Consider the following 16663-nt stretch of genomic DNA (forward strand, 5'->3'; position numbering starts at 1 on the left):
TGGATGATGTTAGAATAATGGTTGATTCTATGCATTTATATCTGTGAAAAAACGAAGATATACTGACTTGGTTTATGCAGATATATTCATAAGCAGTTTCAGTATATATGAAACCGCCAATGAAGTATATCTGCATTTTAAAGTAAGTATATTAAAGAAGTATGAGAGCCTTTTTTCTTGCGCGATGCATTATCTGTTCGGTGTTTCCCACACCTTGGTTTGTGTGCATTGCAGGTCTATCCACTGGTCGCCGCACTTCACTTTGAAGTCACCTTTCTCCAGCGTCCATTTTCCGTAATAGTTGACGAAAGCCAGGTCGCTTCCTTTCAGCTTCATGGTAACGGTCTTGGTCTCGCCCGGATTCAGGGAAACCTTCTCGAAGTTGCGCAGGCGGATGTTGTCGGGGGTGCTGCTTGCCACCAAGTCCTTCGAGTAAAGCAATACGCTTTCCTTGCCTGCCACGCTTCCCGTGTTGGTCACGTCTACGGTGAAGGTCAGCTCATCATCGGCGGTGAATTGGGCCTTGTCTACCTTCAGGTTGCTGTATTTATAGGTAGTGTAGCTCAGTCCGAATCCGAAAGGCCATTGGATATCCATGACCGAATCATAATTGTAGTTCCCGCCCATCTGGCCGATGTTTTCGCACGGCTTGTAGTCGTAGGTGGCGAGGGCATTGATATGTTTCGGATAGGTGTACGGCATCTTCCCGCTGAAATTGGCGTCGCCTGCAAGCAGGTTTGCCAGGGCGTCTCCTCCGTAATTGCCCGGAAGCATTACGTTTACTACGGCTTTGGCAAGCGGTTCGATATCCTTTATCAGGCGCGGGCGGCCTTCGTTCAGAATCAGGATGACGGGCTTGCCGGTTGCGGCCAACGCTTTCACCAGGTTTTGCTGGTTCATCGAAAGGTTCAGGTCGGTCAGGTTGCCCGGAGTCTCGCAATAGGAATTCTCGCCGATGCAAGCGATGATGACATCGGCATTTTGAGCGGCGGCTACCGGCTTGTCAATTTCCGGCGTGTTCTCTTCCCACCAGTTATCGTTCTTGTAGGGAGCGTAAGTCACGCCCGGTTCGTAGAGGATGTTCTCTTTGCCGAACTTGTTGCAGAGGGCTTCGTAGATGGTGTTGTATGCCTGGGCGCATTCGTCGGCACGGTGCCCTTGCCAGCTGTATGACCAGCCTCCGTTCAGGCACCGCATGGAGTTGGCGTTCGGGCCAGCCAGAAGAATCTTCGTGCCTTTGGCGAGCGGCAGGATGCCCCCTTCGTTCTTAAGCAGCACTTCCGACTCTTCGGCTGCCTGGAGGGCTACATCAGCAAATTCTTTTGAGCCGAACTTCGGATAGTCTCCGGTGCTCCAGTAAGGCTTGTCGAAGAGCCCGAGACGGTATTTCAGGCGCAAGACACGCGCTACCGCATCGTCAATACGGCTCATGGGCACTTCGCCTTCCTGTACCAGTTCTTTCAGGTAATCGCAGAAGCTCACTTCGTATGGCACCATCGACATGTCGATACCGGCGTTGATGGCTATCTTGATGGCCTCTTTCTTGGTCGCGGCAATGTGGTCGCGGGTACACAGGTTGTTGATGTCCGCCCAGTCTGTAACCACCAGCCCGTCCCAGTTCAAGTCTTCTTTCAGCCATTGGGTCAGGTATTCCCTGTTGGCATGGAAGGGCATGCCGTTGTCCACGCCCGAGTTGACCATCACGCTCAACGCCCCCTGGCGGACAGCTGCCAGATAAGGCGCGAAGTGCTTTTCGCGCATGTCGCTCCGCGAGATGGAAGAGGGCGTACGGTCCTTGCCCGAAACCGGAACGCCATAGCCCATATAGTGTTTCATACAGGCGGCTACGTTATATTTGCCGATGTGGTTCGGGTCTTCGCCTTGGAAGCCGATGACCGACGCTTTGCCCATTTCCGCATTCACGTAGCAGTCCTCTCCATAGTTCTCCCACATGCGCGACCAGCGCGGGTCTCTTCCCAAATCTACTACGGGAGCATACGTCCAGGGGATGCATCCCGCTTTGGTTTCGTATGCCGAGATTTCGGCTTCACGCTTTACCAGGTCCCGGTTGAATGTGGCTCCCATGTTGACACCTTGCGGGAACAGGGTTCCATCAAGAGTATAAGTGGTTCCGTGTATCTGGTCTACGCCATAGATGCAGGGGATTCCGATTTCCTTCATCGAAAGTTCCTGAATCTGCCTGATGGCTTCCGCCCATTTCTCTTTCGGCTGGGCAATGCTCAGGGGAACGTTCAGGAGCGAGCCGACCTTGTATTTCCCGATAACGGTATCCAGCTTGGCTTTGTCCAGGGTGAACCCGTCCTTTTGGCTTGCTTCGAAGTCGGTCACTACATCGATGGTGATTTCACACATCTGACCTATCTTTTCCTCGATGGTCATTTTCTTGAGCCAATTTTGGATGTTGGCTTCGATTTCGGGGTCAGAAGGGATGGCAGGCGGAACTTGTTGGGCATTCATGCCTAAAAAGTTACTTGCACACAGCATACCGGTTAAGGCAATTTTCTGTAAATTTTTCATGATATGATTAAGTTTAAAGTGTAAAAGCTCTTTGTCTATCCGCAAAGTTAAGCCGCATTACCTTCAAATAAGGTTGGATTATTATCATATAAGGTTTGAAAATTGACAATAAATCCCCTCTTAACCTTCTCCTCTCATATCAATATACGTTTGTTTTTGTATTATTCGTACTTACTGGGCGACACGCCATAATGTTTTTTAAAGACCGTACTGAAATATTTGGCATCCATGAAACCGACTCTCTCCGCGACCTCTTGTACGGGGATCTGTTGATGAAGCAATTTAGCGGCTTCGGCCAATCGGATGGTCCGTATAAATTCAATCGGACTTTGTCCGGTCAATGATTTCAGTTTTCCATAATATAAGGTACGGCTCATAGCAAATTCCCGGCATAATTCCGCCACATTGAATTCAGCGTTGCTCATGTGTTCCTTTATATATAAAGCTGATTTTTTCAGGAACTCCTGATCCATTGGAGTAAGTGGAATTTCTTCTGCATTTTTCTCCGAAGTTTCATTTGCCGAAGATTGTGCAAGAATGTTCCGGTACATGGCTTGCCGGTTCAGCAAGATGCTTTTCAGTTTCATTTTCAATACATCTGTATCGAAAGGCTTGATCAAATAATCATCAGCCCCGCTTTCTAACCCTTGTATTATGGCATCCTTTTCCGTGCGTGCGGTCAAGAGAATAACAGGGATGTGTGAAGCCGTGAAATCTGATTTCAGTTTTTTGCATAATTCATCACCTTGCATGCCCGGAAGCATCACATCGGATATAATCATATCGGCACTTTGTTTGTCCAAGTAGGCCAGTGCCGATTCACTATCCGGAAAGCCTATTACATGATACTCTTCCTTGAATACCGTAGTCAGATAAAAGCGTAATTCGTCATTATCATCTATCAAGAGAAGCGTTTTATGCGCTTTATTTTCAGGTTCTGCAGAAAATGTTTCATCCGGACGGCTTATCGCAGGATATTCCTTATCCATATCCGTATCCAACCGTTGGGGCGCAATGTATTTAGCCAAATGCACAAAACCTTTTTTCAGAACCACTCTAAATACCGTTCCCTTGTTTTCGGTACTGACATACGAAATATTCCCTTTGTGCATATGTACCAGCCTTTGGGTAAGCAACAAGCCTAACCCGCTTCCGGTTTCTTTTGAATTGACAGCATTGGAAGCACGGTAGAAATTAGAGAACAAATGCTTTTGCGCTTTTTGTGGAATTCCGATGCCCGTATCTTCAACTTCTATTTGCACATTCTTTTCCGATTCAGTCAAGCGTATCTTTACGCTTCCTCCTTCAGGGGTATATTTTACGGCATTGGATAACAGATTATCAAGTATTTTATTCATCTTTTCTTTGTCATACCACAAATATACCGGCACCTCTTTTGTTTCCAATGAAAATGAAAGTCCTTTCTTTTCACATAAAGGCTGGAATTCGAGGTATTTGGTATGCAAGTAATCAGTCAAGTCGTATTTCATGACATGCAGGCTCTTGCTATTATCGAATTTCTGGAAATCAAGCAACTGATTGATAAGCCTGAACAAGCGGTCGGTATTGCGTATGGCAATATTCAAGAAATTGTTTCCTTGCTCAGACAGCCCTTTCTCCCGTTTCAACTCCGATAAAGGAGCCATAATCAAGGTAATCGGCGTGCGTATATCATGTGCCGTATTGACAAAGAAATCGATTTTCTCGGCAAAGTGTTTCCGGGCAATCCGGTTTGCAAAATATCTCCATGTGAACCATACAAAACCTAACATGAGCAAGCCATATACAAACCAGGCATACGGTGTATTCCAATAAGGCTGGGCGATGCGGATGTGAAGAGAGCGCGTATCTAATACATTGCCCGTATTCTGGCTGATGCCTTTCACGGTAAAGTTGTAATCACCGGGCGGAATATTGGTATAACGGATTTGTTGCACCCTGTCCGGCAGGCTCCAAACTTCATCCATTCCTTCCATCTTATAGGAGTACAGGATGTCTTCCTGATTAGCGAAATTCACCGAGGCGAAGGATATGACGAAAGCGTTTTCATCGTAAGCCAAATCCAGCACCTTTCCGGTATTCAGCATTGCAGTATATTGCCTTGCCCGTTCAGGAGACTGATGCCGGGCGTTCTTTATCATTTCGAACGAAGCAAAATACAAAGGAGCCGCGTAAGGCTTGTTTTCAATGTCGGATGCACGGAAGAGAAAAGCCCCGCCTGCACTTCCATGCGCAAAAATCCCATTGTTCAGTTTGGAGAATGAAAACCGGCTGATATCCTTTATGTCTGGGTCGAAAAGACCGATTCGGAAGATTTTAGCGTTTTCCTTACCTCCGTCCACAATGTAAGCCAAACCTTTGCTGGTAGCAATCCATAGCCTTCCTTTCTCGTCCAGTAAGGTTCCATGAACTTCGTTGGAAGGAAGTCCGTCGCGCGTGGAATAATTGATGGCTTTTTGCGTCTTGAGGTCAAACAAGTTCAGCCCTCCTCCATTCGTGCTTAGCCACACTCTTCCACCGGGGGCGAATGTCATGCTTTGAACGAATACATTGCTATTGACTCCGGCATCGGTCAGGTCATAGAAGAAATGCGAAACCTTTCCCGTGCTTTTCTCCACCAGATAAAAGCCGGTATGGGTAGCAGCGGCTATGGTATCCGCATTGACCACTTCCAACGAGTTAAGCAGCTCGATTTCATCGTAATAAACACAAGCCCCCGTTTGAGGATTATAGCGCATCAAGGCTCCGTAGATGCCTCCCAGCCATAATTCACCATCCGGATCACAAACTATGGAATAGATGTAATCGGTGGAAAGCACCTGATTTTTCTTTTGTGAATACCATTGATACCCTTCGTCTTGTATATTGATGCGATAAAGCCCACACCCGTATCCTCCAGCCCAGATATGCCCTTTCTTATCATTACAAAGGGTCAGGAATATTTGCCCTTCGAAGAAACGGTGCCATTTCCCCGTTCTCTTTTTAAGGACGCTTATACCGCTATTGGTCGCAAACCAAAGGTTTCCTTCTTCGTCCTCCAATATCCGGTTCACATTATTGTTGCATAAGGAATTCGGATTATTTTCGACATGGAAGACATGCTGATAAGGGAATCTTTTCGGGACGAAATAATGAACGCCCGAGCCATAAGTCCCAATCCACAGATTGCCCGCACGGTCATTATAGATGCAATAAACCCCGTTGTCTTCCAACAAGCCACGGGGCTGCTCCGAATACAATACATGCCGCACTTCCCTCCCGTTCCGGTTCACTTGGTAGACGCCTTTCCCGTCGAAGCCGACCAGCAGGGTGGAGTCCGCATATTCGATAATCGACCGGCACGGATAGTGCGGAAGGGAGGCTATGGCTTGAGTGTGCCGTAAAACTGAGCGGTTCAAATCGTACACGTATATGCCTGCATCGAACGTGCCTATCAAAAGCAATGCCCTTTGTTGCCAAATCGATAAGTCTTGTCGGTCTAAATAAAGGGTCAAAACGTGAGGTCCGGCGAACAGGAGTTGTATCTCTTTGGTGGAAAGGTCGTATTTGTACACGCCCTTAATGGTGGCCGCATAGATGTTTCCTTTGTATTCCAAAGCCGAGTTGGTTTGGATGCCTTCTAAAATAGTCCCGATTCCTTCTTTAGCGTTATACCTGTATAACGCGAGCGATTCTGATATCCAGAATGTCCCTTGCCCGTCTATGTACACGTGATTGATAAAAAGGTATTTGCCGGATAATTTCGCTAAGTCGGCTTGTAATTCAAAACAATCGAAAAGTGTATTGTACTGATAGATTTTCCCCGATGAAGCACATGCCCAAATGTTCCCCTTCGCATCTTGTAAAATATAAAATTGCAACCGTCCTTCGGCTATGATGTCGTTTTCGTATAAAGAATATTGCTTTACCGTTTTCCCGTTGAAACGGTCTACACCCGCCCGAGTGCCTATCCAGATAAATCCGTTTTCATCTTCCAAAATTGAAGTGACCTGACTGTTTCCCAAGCCTTCGCCAACACTCAAGGAATGACATGAATACAATTGTTGAAACTCATCCCTTTGCCCGATATCTCCATAGGCGGAATGCGGGAAGAAGATACAGTATATCAACGCGACAAGCAGTATAGGACTTTTTCTCATAACAAAGGTTTATGTAATACCTGTGTAAAACTTTGCAAAGATAAGAAAAAAATCCAAATTATTCAATAGGATATGCAAGATTGTATAAGCCCGGTTCCATGACGCATATAGTTGCGTGCCGCATTGCATATAGCTGCATCCAGCCTTTCATCTATTTGAAAAGCCCGCTGCAGCTATATGCTCCGGACTATACCGCCGGAAGGCTGTTCCCGTTTATCTTGCGGTACAAGTCCAGGGCATAGACATCGGTCATGCCGGAGATATAGTCCAGCACCGCCTGTATCTTGCCGTAAAGCGTAGGGGCCTGCATATCGTACTGGTGCGACACACGGTTTATCAGGAGCTGGGAATAGGCCTTATGCGGATAGCGGACGGCTTCTATCATCAGGTCGACCAGGGTGGTTATGACCTGATAACCCGCCAGCTCGATGTCGAGCACATCCTTGGCGCAATAGATTTTAGCGAATGCCGTATCCGAGCATTTCCGGTAAGCGTCCCTTACGGGCTGGGCTATCTGCTTGATGAGCGGGCCTTGGAAGGTGCCCGAAAGGATTTCCTCTTCGTGCTCTACAAACGTTTCCACACAGGCCTTGGTGAGCACACCGATGGCGGAAGAGCGCAGGTAGGCTATCTGCTCGTTGGTGTCGGTCACCAGCCGGCAAATCTTACGGATGCGCTCCAGGCGTTCTTCGGGGAAGAAACAAGCGTAGAGTTCTTTCGTCTCTTGCGAGGTGAGGATTTTCAGCTTATGCGCGTCTTCGATGTCCATCATCTGGTAACAGATATCATCGGCGGCTTCTACCAGGTAGACCAACGGGTGGCGCGCATAGCGCACCGGCTCCCCTTCCCCGCTCAAGCGGGTAATGCCCAGCTCCCGGGCTATCCGTTCGTAATCGTCCTGCTCGCTCAGGAAGAAGCCGAACTTCTGCTTGCCTCCCGCCAGTTGGGACGAGAAAGGGTATTTCACGATGGATGCCAGCGTGGAGTAGGTCAGCACGAATCCGCCCGGACGCCTTCCCCTGAACTGGTGTGTCAGGAGCCGGAAGGCGTTGGCATTGCCTTCGAAGTGGGTCAGGTCTTCCCATTCGGCAGGGCTTAGCAGGGATTTTAATGCCTGCCCTTTGCCTTCCGAGAAATAGGTGCCGATTGCCTTTTCGCCCGAATGCCCGAAAGGAGGGTTCCCCATGTCGTGCGCCAGGCAGGCGGCAGATACAATGGCTCCGATTTCGGACAGGTGCGAACCCGCAAGCCCGGGATGCTTCTGCAGGAGCAGGCGTGCGGCATCATTCCCCAAAGAGCGTCCCACGCACGACACTTCCAAGCTATGCGTCAGACGGTTGTGCACGAATATGCTTCCGGGAAGCGGAAACACCTGCGTCTTGTTCTGGAGGCGGCGGAACGGAGAAGAGAAAATCAGGCGGTCGTAATCGCGCTGGAATTCCGTCCGGTCTTCTTTCCGCACCTCGTGCAAGGATTCCAGCCCGAAGCGTTTATTTGATATCAATTGGTTCCAGTTCATCATATTTTCTTGTTCTCAGATAAAAAAACAGACATGCAAATGTATAAAAGTTTCGATAAAAAATGGTAAACGCATGCATAAATCCTACGAAATATGTATTTTCGCAGATGAATTTATAGTAAAACAAAATTGGTTTGCGAAAAATATCGGATGTATTGTCATCCTGAACGAATGTGAAGGATCTCGTGTACATCCACGTGACGCATCCGAGATGCTTCACTGCGTTACCAATGACGAATTTACAATTTGTCATAATCGAATGGATTTTCCGCAGGAAATAGGCACTCAGCATGACAAATGATTTTTCGCAAAAAAACTTAAAAACTTACAATGAAGATACAGATTATCAATAAGTCGAAGCACGCGCTTCCGTGCTATGCCACTTCCTGTTCGGCAGGAATGGATTTGCGTGCCAACCTGGACGAGCCTATCGTGTTGAAACCTTTGCAGCGTTGCCTGGTGCCTACGGGGCTGTATATCGCTTTGCCCGAAGGCTACGAGGCGCAGATACGTCCGCGCAGCGGATTGGCGCTGAAGAAAGGGATTACCCTGCTGAACACCCCCGGCACGATTGATGCCGACTATCGGGGGGAAATCGGGGTCATCCTGGTCAACCTCTCTACCGAAGACTTTACGGTAGAAGACGGAGAGCGCATCGCCCAAATGGTGATAGCACGCTATGAGCAGGCGGAGTGGCAAGAAGTGGAAGTATTGGACGAAACCGAACGCGGTGAAGGCGGCTTCGGGCATACGGGAACGAAATGAATGAAGAATCGCGCCGCATGGGATTCTTCCTCTTTAATTAAGTAAGTATGCAAAATGAAATGATATTATCAGAAACACAGATTTTCGCAGATTAGCGCAGATTATTGTAATTTACGATTTGACAATTTACTATCTACTATTTGAGCATTAAATCGTACTTCGTAAATCGAAAAATAGTAAATTAAAAGAATCCGCGAAAATCTGCGTTAATCTGCGTTTCTGAGCTGACACATTATATAAACTAATTCTCAACATCTACTTAAGAAAAGACAGAACAATGAGAAAACTAATTTATATCGTATCGGTGGGTGTGCTGATGACGCTTGCGGCATGCGGAACGGCAGGGAAGCAGGCAAGGAAGAAGCAGGCAGAGCCGGAGCAGGTTTCTTTAAGCTTAGAGGAACGCCGGAAGTTTGATTATTTTTTCCTGGAAGCCGTGCGGATGAAAGAAAAAGGGCAATACGATGCCGCCTACGAGCTTTATAAGCACTGCCTGGATATCAATCCGGCTTCGGGAGCCGCTCTGTATGAAATTTCCCAGTTCTATATGTACCTGGGACAGGAAGCGAAAGGCGAAGAAGCGTTAAAGCAAGCCATCCGCTCGGACAAGTCTAACTTCTGGTACAAGCAAACGCTGGCTTCTTATTATGAGCAAAAGCGGAACATGCCGAAAGCCATTTCCGTTTACGAAAACATGGCAGAGCAGTTCCCTTCCCGGCTGGAGCCTTTGATGTCGTTGGTAGACCTGTACAACCGGACCAAGAGCTATCAAAACGTCATTACGGTCTTGAACCGGCTGGAAGAGCTGGACGGGAAATCGGAACAAATCAGCATGGAGAAATTCCGGATGTATCTGCTGATGGGCAAGCAAGACAGCGCCTTTATCGAAATAGAAAACCTCTCGAAAGAATATCCCTACGACTTGCGCTATCAGAACATCTTAGGCGATGTGTATCTGAACAACGGGAAGTATCCGGAAGCATTAGCCACTTACCAGCATATATTAAAGGAAGAACCCCATTACGCTCCGGCGGTGCTCTCCATGGCTTCGTATTACCAGAAAACAGGCCAGGACAGCCTGTACCAACTCCAGCTGGACACGATTCTGATGAACGACAATGTCTTGTCGGACACGAAAATGGAGCTTATGCGCCAAAATATCCTGCAATCGGAACAAACCACGAAAGACAGCACGCAAATCGTGGCATTGTTCAAACGTATCCTGGCACGTCCCCAACAGAACGCGGACTTGGCAATGCTGTGCGCCCAATACATGATTACCAAGAACATGAAGGAAGAATCGGTGCCGGTATTGGAGCAAGTGCTTTCCTTAGACCCCGAAAACAAGCCCGCCTACCTGCAATTGTTGAGTTATGCGATACAAGACAATGACTTGGACAAGGTGATACAGATTGCCACCTCTGCCTTAGAATATCATCCGGACGCACTGGAGTTTTATTATTATTGCGGCATCGCCCATTACCAGAAAGAAGAAACCGACAAGGCGCTGGAAGTATTCACCCGCGGAGTAAGGCAGATAAACGAGAAGAGCGACAAGCAGATAGCTTCCGATTTTTATGCCATACTGGGAGACATCTATCATCAGAAAGGAAGGGCAGAGGAATCTTATGCGGCATACGACTCTTCGCTGGTTTATAACCCGGACAACATCGGGACGCTGAACAATTACGCGTATTTCCTTTCCATCGACAAGAAGCAACTGGATAAAGCCGAAGAGATGAGCTACCGCACGGTAAAGGCGGAACCGGAAAACAAAACATACCTGGACACGTATGCCTGGATTCTTTTCGAGAAAGGCCGGTATACGGAGGCACGCATTTACATCGAGCAAGCCTTGCGGAACGGAGGAGACAAGAGCCGGGTCATCGTAGAGCATTGCGGTGACATCTACTATATGTTGGGCGAAAAAGACAAGGCACTGGAATACTGGGAAAAAGCCGATGCCATGAAGGAAACGGAAGAAGGCGAGACTCCGCCTACGGAAGAAGAAATCAAGCGGCTGAAACAGAAGATTAAGTTGAAAAAATACATAGAATGATGGCTGGAAAAGTGAAATACCTATACATGATACTCATCGTGCTTCTCACGGCATCGTGTTCTTCTTCGCGCAAAGCCGCCAAGGCACCGATGATTGGAGGGCTGACCGGAGAGGCCTATATAGAAAAGGTAATCGAACAGGTTCCCGCATGGCAAAGCCTGAGCGGGAAGGTGGCTTTAGACCTGTCGCTGGGCGATGGGAAACATGCCGAAGTAAACGCGACGCTGCGCCTGAAACGGGGAGAATCCATCCAATTGTCCGTAGCTCCCTTCTTGGGCATCGAAGTCGCCCGGATAGAAATCTCGCCCGACGGCTTGGTGGCGCTCGACCGGCTGAACAAGCGTTACATACAGGTTCCGTTCGAAGAGATAAACCGCTGGGCACGTACAGACCTGAGCTTTGCGGTGCTTCAGTCTTTGTTCTTGAATGAACTGTTCGTGCCGGACAAAGCGCAAGTGGACTTGAACGACGCAAGCCGTTTCCGCCTTTCGTTGGAGGGGGAGCGTGCGATGCTGGAAACCGAAGGAACACATCGGTTGACTTACCGTTTTTTCACATCCGCCGAGCAAGGCTGGCTGCAGGAAAGCCGGATAGGCGTATCGGGCACTCCATACGCCTTGCAATGGAAATACGATGCGTTCCGGCAAATAGAACAACGTTTTTTCCCGGAAAAGATGCGGCTTTCCATCGAAGGCACAAGCAAGCCTTTGGCACTGAACATGGATTTTTCGCGGCTGAGTGTAGGCGGCGACTGGAAAGCCCGTACGGAGATACCGGCTAAATATACGCGTGTAGAAGTGGAAGATTTATTGAAAATGTTGCAGAACGAATGAAACGGATGATAGGCATAGTGTTGACGGTACTGGTTTCGGTTTCTCTTTGCGCGCAAAGCACGAAGAAAATCCGGGAACTGGAGAAGCAGCATGCCGCCTTGCAAAAACAGATATCCGACTCGGAAAGCCTGTTGCAATCTACCAAACAAGACGTAAAAAGCCAGCTGGACAATTTGGCGGTCTTGTCGGGACAGATAACAGACCGGAAACAATACATCGAAACCATTGAAAAAGACGTGCAGGTCATTCAGGAAGAAATAAGCCGTCTGAAAACAGAACTGAACACACTGGAACGTGAGCTTGCCGAAAAGAAAAAGAAATACGAGAAATCGGTGATGTACATGTATAAGAACAAGTCTGTCCAGGAGAAGCTGATGTTTATCTTTTCGGCAGATAACCTGAGCCAGATGTACCGGCGCATGCGTTATGTGCGGGAATATGCCGATTACCAAAGAAGGCAAGGCAAAGAAGTGCAGCGGAAGCAATATCAAGTATCCGAAAAGCAAAAAAGCCTGCTCGCCAGCCGGAACGCGAAAGAAAACATGCTGAAACAAGGGGAAGCCGAGAAGCTGAAACTGGAAGCACAGGAAAAGGAACGCAAGGCATTGCTTTCCGCCCTGCAAAAGAAACAATGGGAAATCCAGCACGAAATCAAGGAGAAACGCCGTTCCGCCAATCGCCTGAACGCGGAAATAGACCGTTTGATTGAAATGGAAATCGAAGCGGCACGCAAACGGAAAGAAGCGGAAGCACGCCGGAAGGCAGAAGCTGAGCGCAAGCAGAAAGAAGCGCAAAAGGAAACACTTGCCGAAAACAAAAAAGCGGCAGCCCCTGAATCGAAAGTCGAAGTATATAAGACGGATAATGAAGACCGGCGCCTGTCGGATGTCTTCGAAAAGAATAAAGGAAAGCTTCCCATGCCGATTACGGGAGCATACGCCATTGTAGGGCATTACGGGAAATATCAGGTGAAAGGCTTGCGCAACGTCCGCCTGGACAACAAAGGCATCGACATAAAAGGGAAAGAAGGCGCACAGGCCCGCGTCATTTTCGACGGAGAAGTTTCCGCCATTTTCCAATACAACGGCTTGGCAAATGTCTTGGTGCGCCACGGAAGCTACATTTCGGTATATTGCAACCTGAGTTCGGTCCTTGTCAAGAAAGGAAGCGTCTTGAAAACCAAAGACGTCATCGGGCAAGTGCATACCGACGCCACGGGCAATACCGTCCTCCACTTCCAGCTCCGCAAGGAAACCGCCAAGCTGAATCCGGAACTTTGGCTAATCAGATAAACTACCTCGACATTTCACCACAGAGGACACAGAGGCACACAGAGTTTTTTAAATTTTTCCTCCGTGATACGCTGTGTCCTCTGTGGCGAATCATCACTCAAACCTCACCCTTTCCTGTTCTATCCCACCGCTTCGGATAATCACTTCGCACGCTATGGTATCAGCGGTCAAAGCCTCAACGGAAGGTAAGGTCAATTCCGTTTCCCCGTAAGGAGCCAGAACGGGAACTTCTCCTTTTGCAAAAGATTTATCTGCCGAACGGATTTCCACCTCCGCTGGACGGGAAGCCGACAGGCCGAAATTCTCTACCTGTACCTTCCATACATGTTGCCGCTTATCGTATACCGGACGACGGGCGGAAAGCAAAGCCGGCGCATAGTCCACGTAAGGCAAACGCGCATAACCGTAGAGCAGATTTCCGTTCACATCACGCCCTATCAGTTTCGGCGCAAACTCATCCGCCGTAATGCCGTTTCCTTTCCCGTTAAACACCACAATCAAATCCTCTCCCTCCTTCCGGGTCTTCACGGGTTTGCATCCCTTGCCGAAATTGACTTCATTGTATGAGCCGAAACGCAAGGATTCCACATCCACATCCGTCTGCGGGGAAAAGCCCGGTTCTGCCTGGATGCGTACTTCTATCCGCTTGGTTGCGGGCGTTATCGGCTCTTCGTTCAACACCGAGAGCAACAGCCCTTTATTCAGCGGGATGCAAATGTTTTTCGATGAATGGCGGTCTTCCGGCAAGTCTTCCCACTTCAAGGTGTCAATCACCGCAAAATTCATCTGCACGGCACGGCCTTCCTTGTCTTGAAATACCTTCGGACGCTCGTACTTAAACCAATACTCCACTTCCCCGTCACGGTGCCGGGAAACGCCGGGCACATACGCCTCTCCCTGTTCGGTCACCCAATGCAACCCGTCTTTCGAACGCTGGTAAAAAGCAATGCGGCCTAACCAATCGTTCACAATCAGGTGATATTGCAGACTATCCCGCCATACGACCGGATCTTCGAAACGCCCTTCCACATCCGGATACACCCGCTTGTCCGTCAATTGCCGGTAAGCGGACAAACCGTCACGGCTAATCCATACGCCTCCTCCCCGGCATACCATCAAATAGGAACCGTCAGGACGGCGGGCAAACGTGAGATTGGAAAGCCCTTCGATAATCTTCCGGTCACGCGCATCGAAATCAAACTTCTGATACATCCACACCGGGCTGTCTTCCTTATCGGCTATGTAATACCCGTCAATCACATATACCACCACCCGTCCGTCCGCCAGACGGAAAGCTTCCGGATTATGCCCCTTACCGATGGAGTTCTGTATCCGGTAGGGTCCGGACAACTCATCGCTTACGGCATGGAATACGGTCGAATTTCCCCAGAACATGTGCCCTTTGGGCGAGCGCTCGGGCCATCCGCATACATACAAGTGATATTTCCCGTCGGCGGTCTGCAAGATATTGCCGCCCCAGAAGGAGACATCGGGTAATTCGATGCCATTGTCTACATAACGCCCCTGTACACTGTCCGCTCCCCAAACATCCTGCCCTTTCACGCCATCGGGCATAGGCAAGAAACGATCCATGAAACGTGCGCCGGGCACTAACTGTTCCCATTCTGCCGGGCGGACACGCTCGGTGACTTGTGCATGCAGCGGAGCACCCAATGCCCCGACCAACAAACCTATCGCAAGTAATCTTTTCATTATTCCTTAAATTTACAAATGACAAAAACAAACCGTTACCTTACCTTGAAAACCGGAGCTATTTTATTCAGCTGTTTATCCGGAAGTTCAATTACGAGTCCCTCAACCGTACGTTCGAAGCCGACCTTTCCGTAGCCAAGCAATTCCACGTCTTTGATCTCCCCAGGATATAGCTCATTCCCTTGCGCAAGCGACTTCACAATCACCCTCCTATCTTCCGGCCATGCCAGCGCCGTCACATACAAATCATCTCCTTTCTGCGTGAAACGTATCTCCTGAGCAGTAGTATTTGTATAAGAGCCTTCATTGAATCCTTGAGCGTTGATAGCGATATCCGAATTGGCTATCGGACCTTCGCCAAACACTTTCCACGGATGAGTATCATAAATGGACTCCTTATTCGTATTCATCCACTCGCCAAATTCGGTCAGGATTTTCGCTTCCTTCTCGTCAAAAGTCCCATCAGAACGCAGAGGTACGCTCAGCAACAGATTGCCGTTCTTGCTCACCACATCCACCAGCAACTTCACGACATCAGCCGCCGACTTATAACGGTCGTTGTCATAAACCGACTGGTCGTAATGCCAACCGCCCAGGCAAGTGCACGTCTGCCACTTATCAGCTATAATTTCGTTGGGAGCACCACGCTCCACATCCCACACCAAAGCCTTGCGCTGTTCTTCGTCCAATATCTTACCGGTAAGCACCGCTTCCAGTTTGCCGTCATGCGTAGCCATGCTATGATTATAAAGGTGAGCGGCAATCTTCAATCCGGCATCGCTGATGGGATAGAACGGAAGCACCGTCACGTCAAAATACAAGATATCCGGATTGTAGCGGTTGATAACGTCCAATGTACGGTTATAGAAATTGGTTACATACTCCTGCGTCGGCATGCAGGCCCCTTCTCCCCATGCCCATTGGCGATGAATCATACCGTTGTCCCAGCTGTTTTCACTCAACGGATGGTTTTGGGCATACAAGTCCTGCGGGTCATATCCTTCCCACCATTTGCCTTTCCCGTCTGCTTTGGTCAGCTTCCCATCGTAAGGGACACCCTTCTTCGGACCGATTGTGTCGTGGCGTTGAGCGGTCTCATACCATGTCCACGCATGGTCGGCATGCAGGCTGACACCAAATGGAAGACCGTATTTGCGAGCCGCTTTCTCCCACTCTGCCAGCACATCACGTTTCGGTCCCATATTCACGGAATTCCAAGGCTGGTACTTACTGTCCCAAAGGTCGAAATTATCATGATGATTGCCTAAGGCAAAGAAATATTGCGCGCCTATTTTCTTGTAGAAAGCCACCAGTGAATCCGGATTCCAATGTTCAGCCTTGAACAACGGAATGATATCCTTGAAACCTACCTCCGAAGGATGCCCGTAATGTTCCACATGATAGCGATACACCTCTGAGCCTTCCATATACAATTTGCGTGCCATCCAGTCGCCTGTACCTTCCACACACTGCGGGCCCCAATGCGCCCAAATGCCGAACTTTGCGTTACGGTACCATTCCGGCACCTCGTAGTTTTTCAGCGACTCCCACGTGGGTTCGAACTTCCCTTTCATCATCGGTTCGTCGGCCTCGGAAACCGGCACTTGATAAACGGGCTGAGAAGATTGGCCGCACGACACGAAAACCGCACAGACCAAGGAAAAGAATAAAGCCTTATTTTTCATAACAGGGTATTAGTTAGTTTTTAACAAATAGCAAAAACGAATTACGCTTTTAATTGTCAAAATTAACCAAATCCCCCCTATTACGCAAGAGCCTTCAGAAAAAATGAACGATTTCTTGCG

Annotated in this window: 9 protein-coding genes; 4 read left to right on the forward strand and 5 right to left on the reverse strand. The window is 48.7% G+C overall.

Features of this window, described 5'->3' with window-relative positions; translation table 11 throughout:
- Positions 1-189: 189 nt before the first annotated feature.
- The 3 genes from BACSA_RS09560 to dgt form a co-directional block, all read right to left on the reverse strand.
- Positions 190-2538 carry a glycoside hydrolase family 3 N-terminal domain-containing protein gene (locus BACSA_RS09560; protein WP_013617902.1) on the reverse strand — a complete coding sequence of 783 codons (2349 nt, stop codon included), beginning with the start codon at positions 2536-2538 and terminating at the stop codon, positions 190-192.
- Positions 2539-2699: 161 nt separating this feature from the next.
- The gene (locus BACSA_RS09565) at positions 2700-6677 is read right to left on the reverse strand and encodes a hybrid sensor histidine kinase/response regulator transcription factor (RefSeq protein ID WP_013617903.1); all 3978 of its coding nucleotides are present in this window, start codon (positions 6675-6677) and stop codon (positions 2700-2702) included.
- Between the two features lie 187 nt (positions 6678-6864).
- Entirely contained in the window at positions 6865-8196 is a 1332-nt protein-coding gene (gene dgt / locus BACSA_RS09570; protein ID WP_041583982.1) for a dGTP triphosphohydrolase, read from the reverse strand.
- Positions 8197-8526: 330 nt separating this feature from the next.
- Between dgt and dut the strand changes: the two genes are divergently transcribed.
- The 4 genes from dut to BACSA_RS09595 all read left to right on the forward strand — a co-directional run bounded on the left by dut (position 8527) and on the right by BACSA_RS09595 (position 13145).
- Positions 8527-8961 carry a dUTP diphosphatase gene (gene dut, locus BACSA_RS09580; protein ID WP_013617906.1) on the forward strand — a complete coding sequence of 145 codons (435 nt, stop codon included), beginning with the start codon at positions 8527-8529 and terminating at the stop codon, positions 8959-8961.
- Between the two features lie 277 nt (positions 8962-9238).
- On the forward strand, positions 9239-11020 hold the full coding sequence (locus tag BACSA_RS09585; protein ID WP_013617907.1) for a tetratricopeptide repeat protein: 1782 nt from the start codon (positions 9239-9241) through the stop codon (positions 11018-11020).
- Entirely contained in the window at positions 11017-11853 is an 837-nt protein-coding gene (locus BACSA_RS09590) for a DUF4292 domain-containing protein (RefSeq protein ID WP_013617908.1), read from the forward strand. Before BACSA_RS09585 ends, BACSA_RS09590 begins: the two co-directional genes overlap by 4 nt.
- Positions 11850-13145, forward strand: a complete 1296-nt coding sequence (locus BACSA_RS09595) for a murein hydrolase activator EnvC family protein (RefSeq protein WP_013617909.1) — start codon at positions 11850-11852, stop codon at positions 13143-13145. The genes BACSA_RS09590 and BACSA_RS09595 overlap by 4 nt, the downstream gene beginning before the upstream one ends.
- A 93-nt stretch (positions 13146-13238) precedes the next feature.
- Here the strand turns inward: BACSA_RS09595 and BACSA_RS09600 are convergent, their stop codons facing one another.
- Both BACSA_RS09600 and BACSA_RS09605 read right to left on the reverse strand, forming a co-directional pair.
- Positions 13239-14858, reverse strand: coding sequence for a glycoside hydrolase family protein (locus BACSA_RS09600; RefSeq protein ID WP_013617910.1), 1620 nt, complete (start codon positions 14856-14858; stop codon positions 13239-13241).
- 35 nt (positions 14859-14893) lie between these two features.
- Positions 14894-16543, reverse strand: a complete 1650-nt coding sequence (locus BACSA_RS09605) for an alpha-L-fucosidase (RefSeq protein ID WP_013617911.1) — start codon at positions 16541-16543, stop codon at positions 14894-14896.
- Between the last annotated feature and the right edge of the window lie 120 nt (positions 16544-16663).

The sequence above is a fragment of the Phocaeicola salanitronis DSM 18170 genome (assembly GCF_000190575.1).
Classification (GTDB): Bacteria; Bacteroidota; Bacteroidia; order Bacteroidales; family Bacteroidaceae; genus Phocaeicola; species Phocaeicola salanitronis.

Coding starts and splice junctions, on each gene's coding strand:
- BACSA_RS09565 (WP_013617903.1), bottom strand. CDS start 6,677: ATGAGAAAAAGTCCTATACTGCTTGTCGCGTTGATATACTGTATCTTC.
- BACSA_RS09600 (WP_013617910.1), bottom strand. CDS start 14,858: ATGAAAAGATTACTTGCGATAGGTTTGTTGGTCGGGGCATTGGGTGCT.
- dut (WP_013617906.1), top strand. CDS start 8,527: ATGAAGATACAGATTATCAATAAGTCGAAGCACGCGCTTCCGTGCTAT.
- BACSA_RS09560 (WP_013617902.1), bottom strand. CDS start 2,538: ATGAAAAATTTACAGAAAATTGCCTTAACCGGTATGCTGTGTGCAAGT.
- BACSA_RS09585 (WP_013617907.1), top strand. CDS start 9,239: ATGAGAAAACTAATTTATATCGTATCGGTGGGTGTGCTGATGACGCTT.
- BACSA_RS09590 (WP_013617908.1), top strand. CDS start 11,017: ATGATGGCTGGAAAAGTGAAATACCTATACATGATACTCATCGTGCTT.
- BACSA_RS09595 (WP_013617909.1), top strand. CDS start 11,850: ATGAAACGGATGATAGGCATAGTGTTGACGGTACTGGTTTCGGTTTCT.
- BACSA_RS09605 (WP_013617911.1), bottom strand. CDS start 16,543: ATGAAAAATAAGGCTTTATTCTTTTCCTTGGTCTGTGCGGTTTTCGTG.
- dgt (WP_041583982.1), bottom strand. CDS start 8,196: ATGAACTGGAACCAATTGATATCAAATAAACGCTTCGGGCTGGAATCC.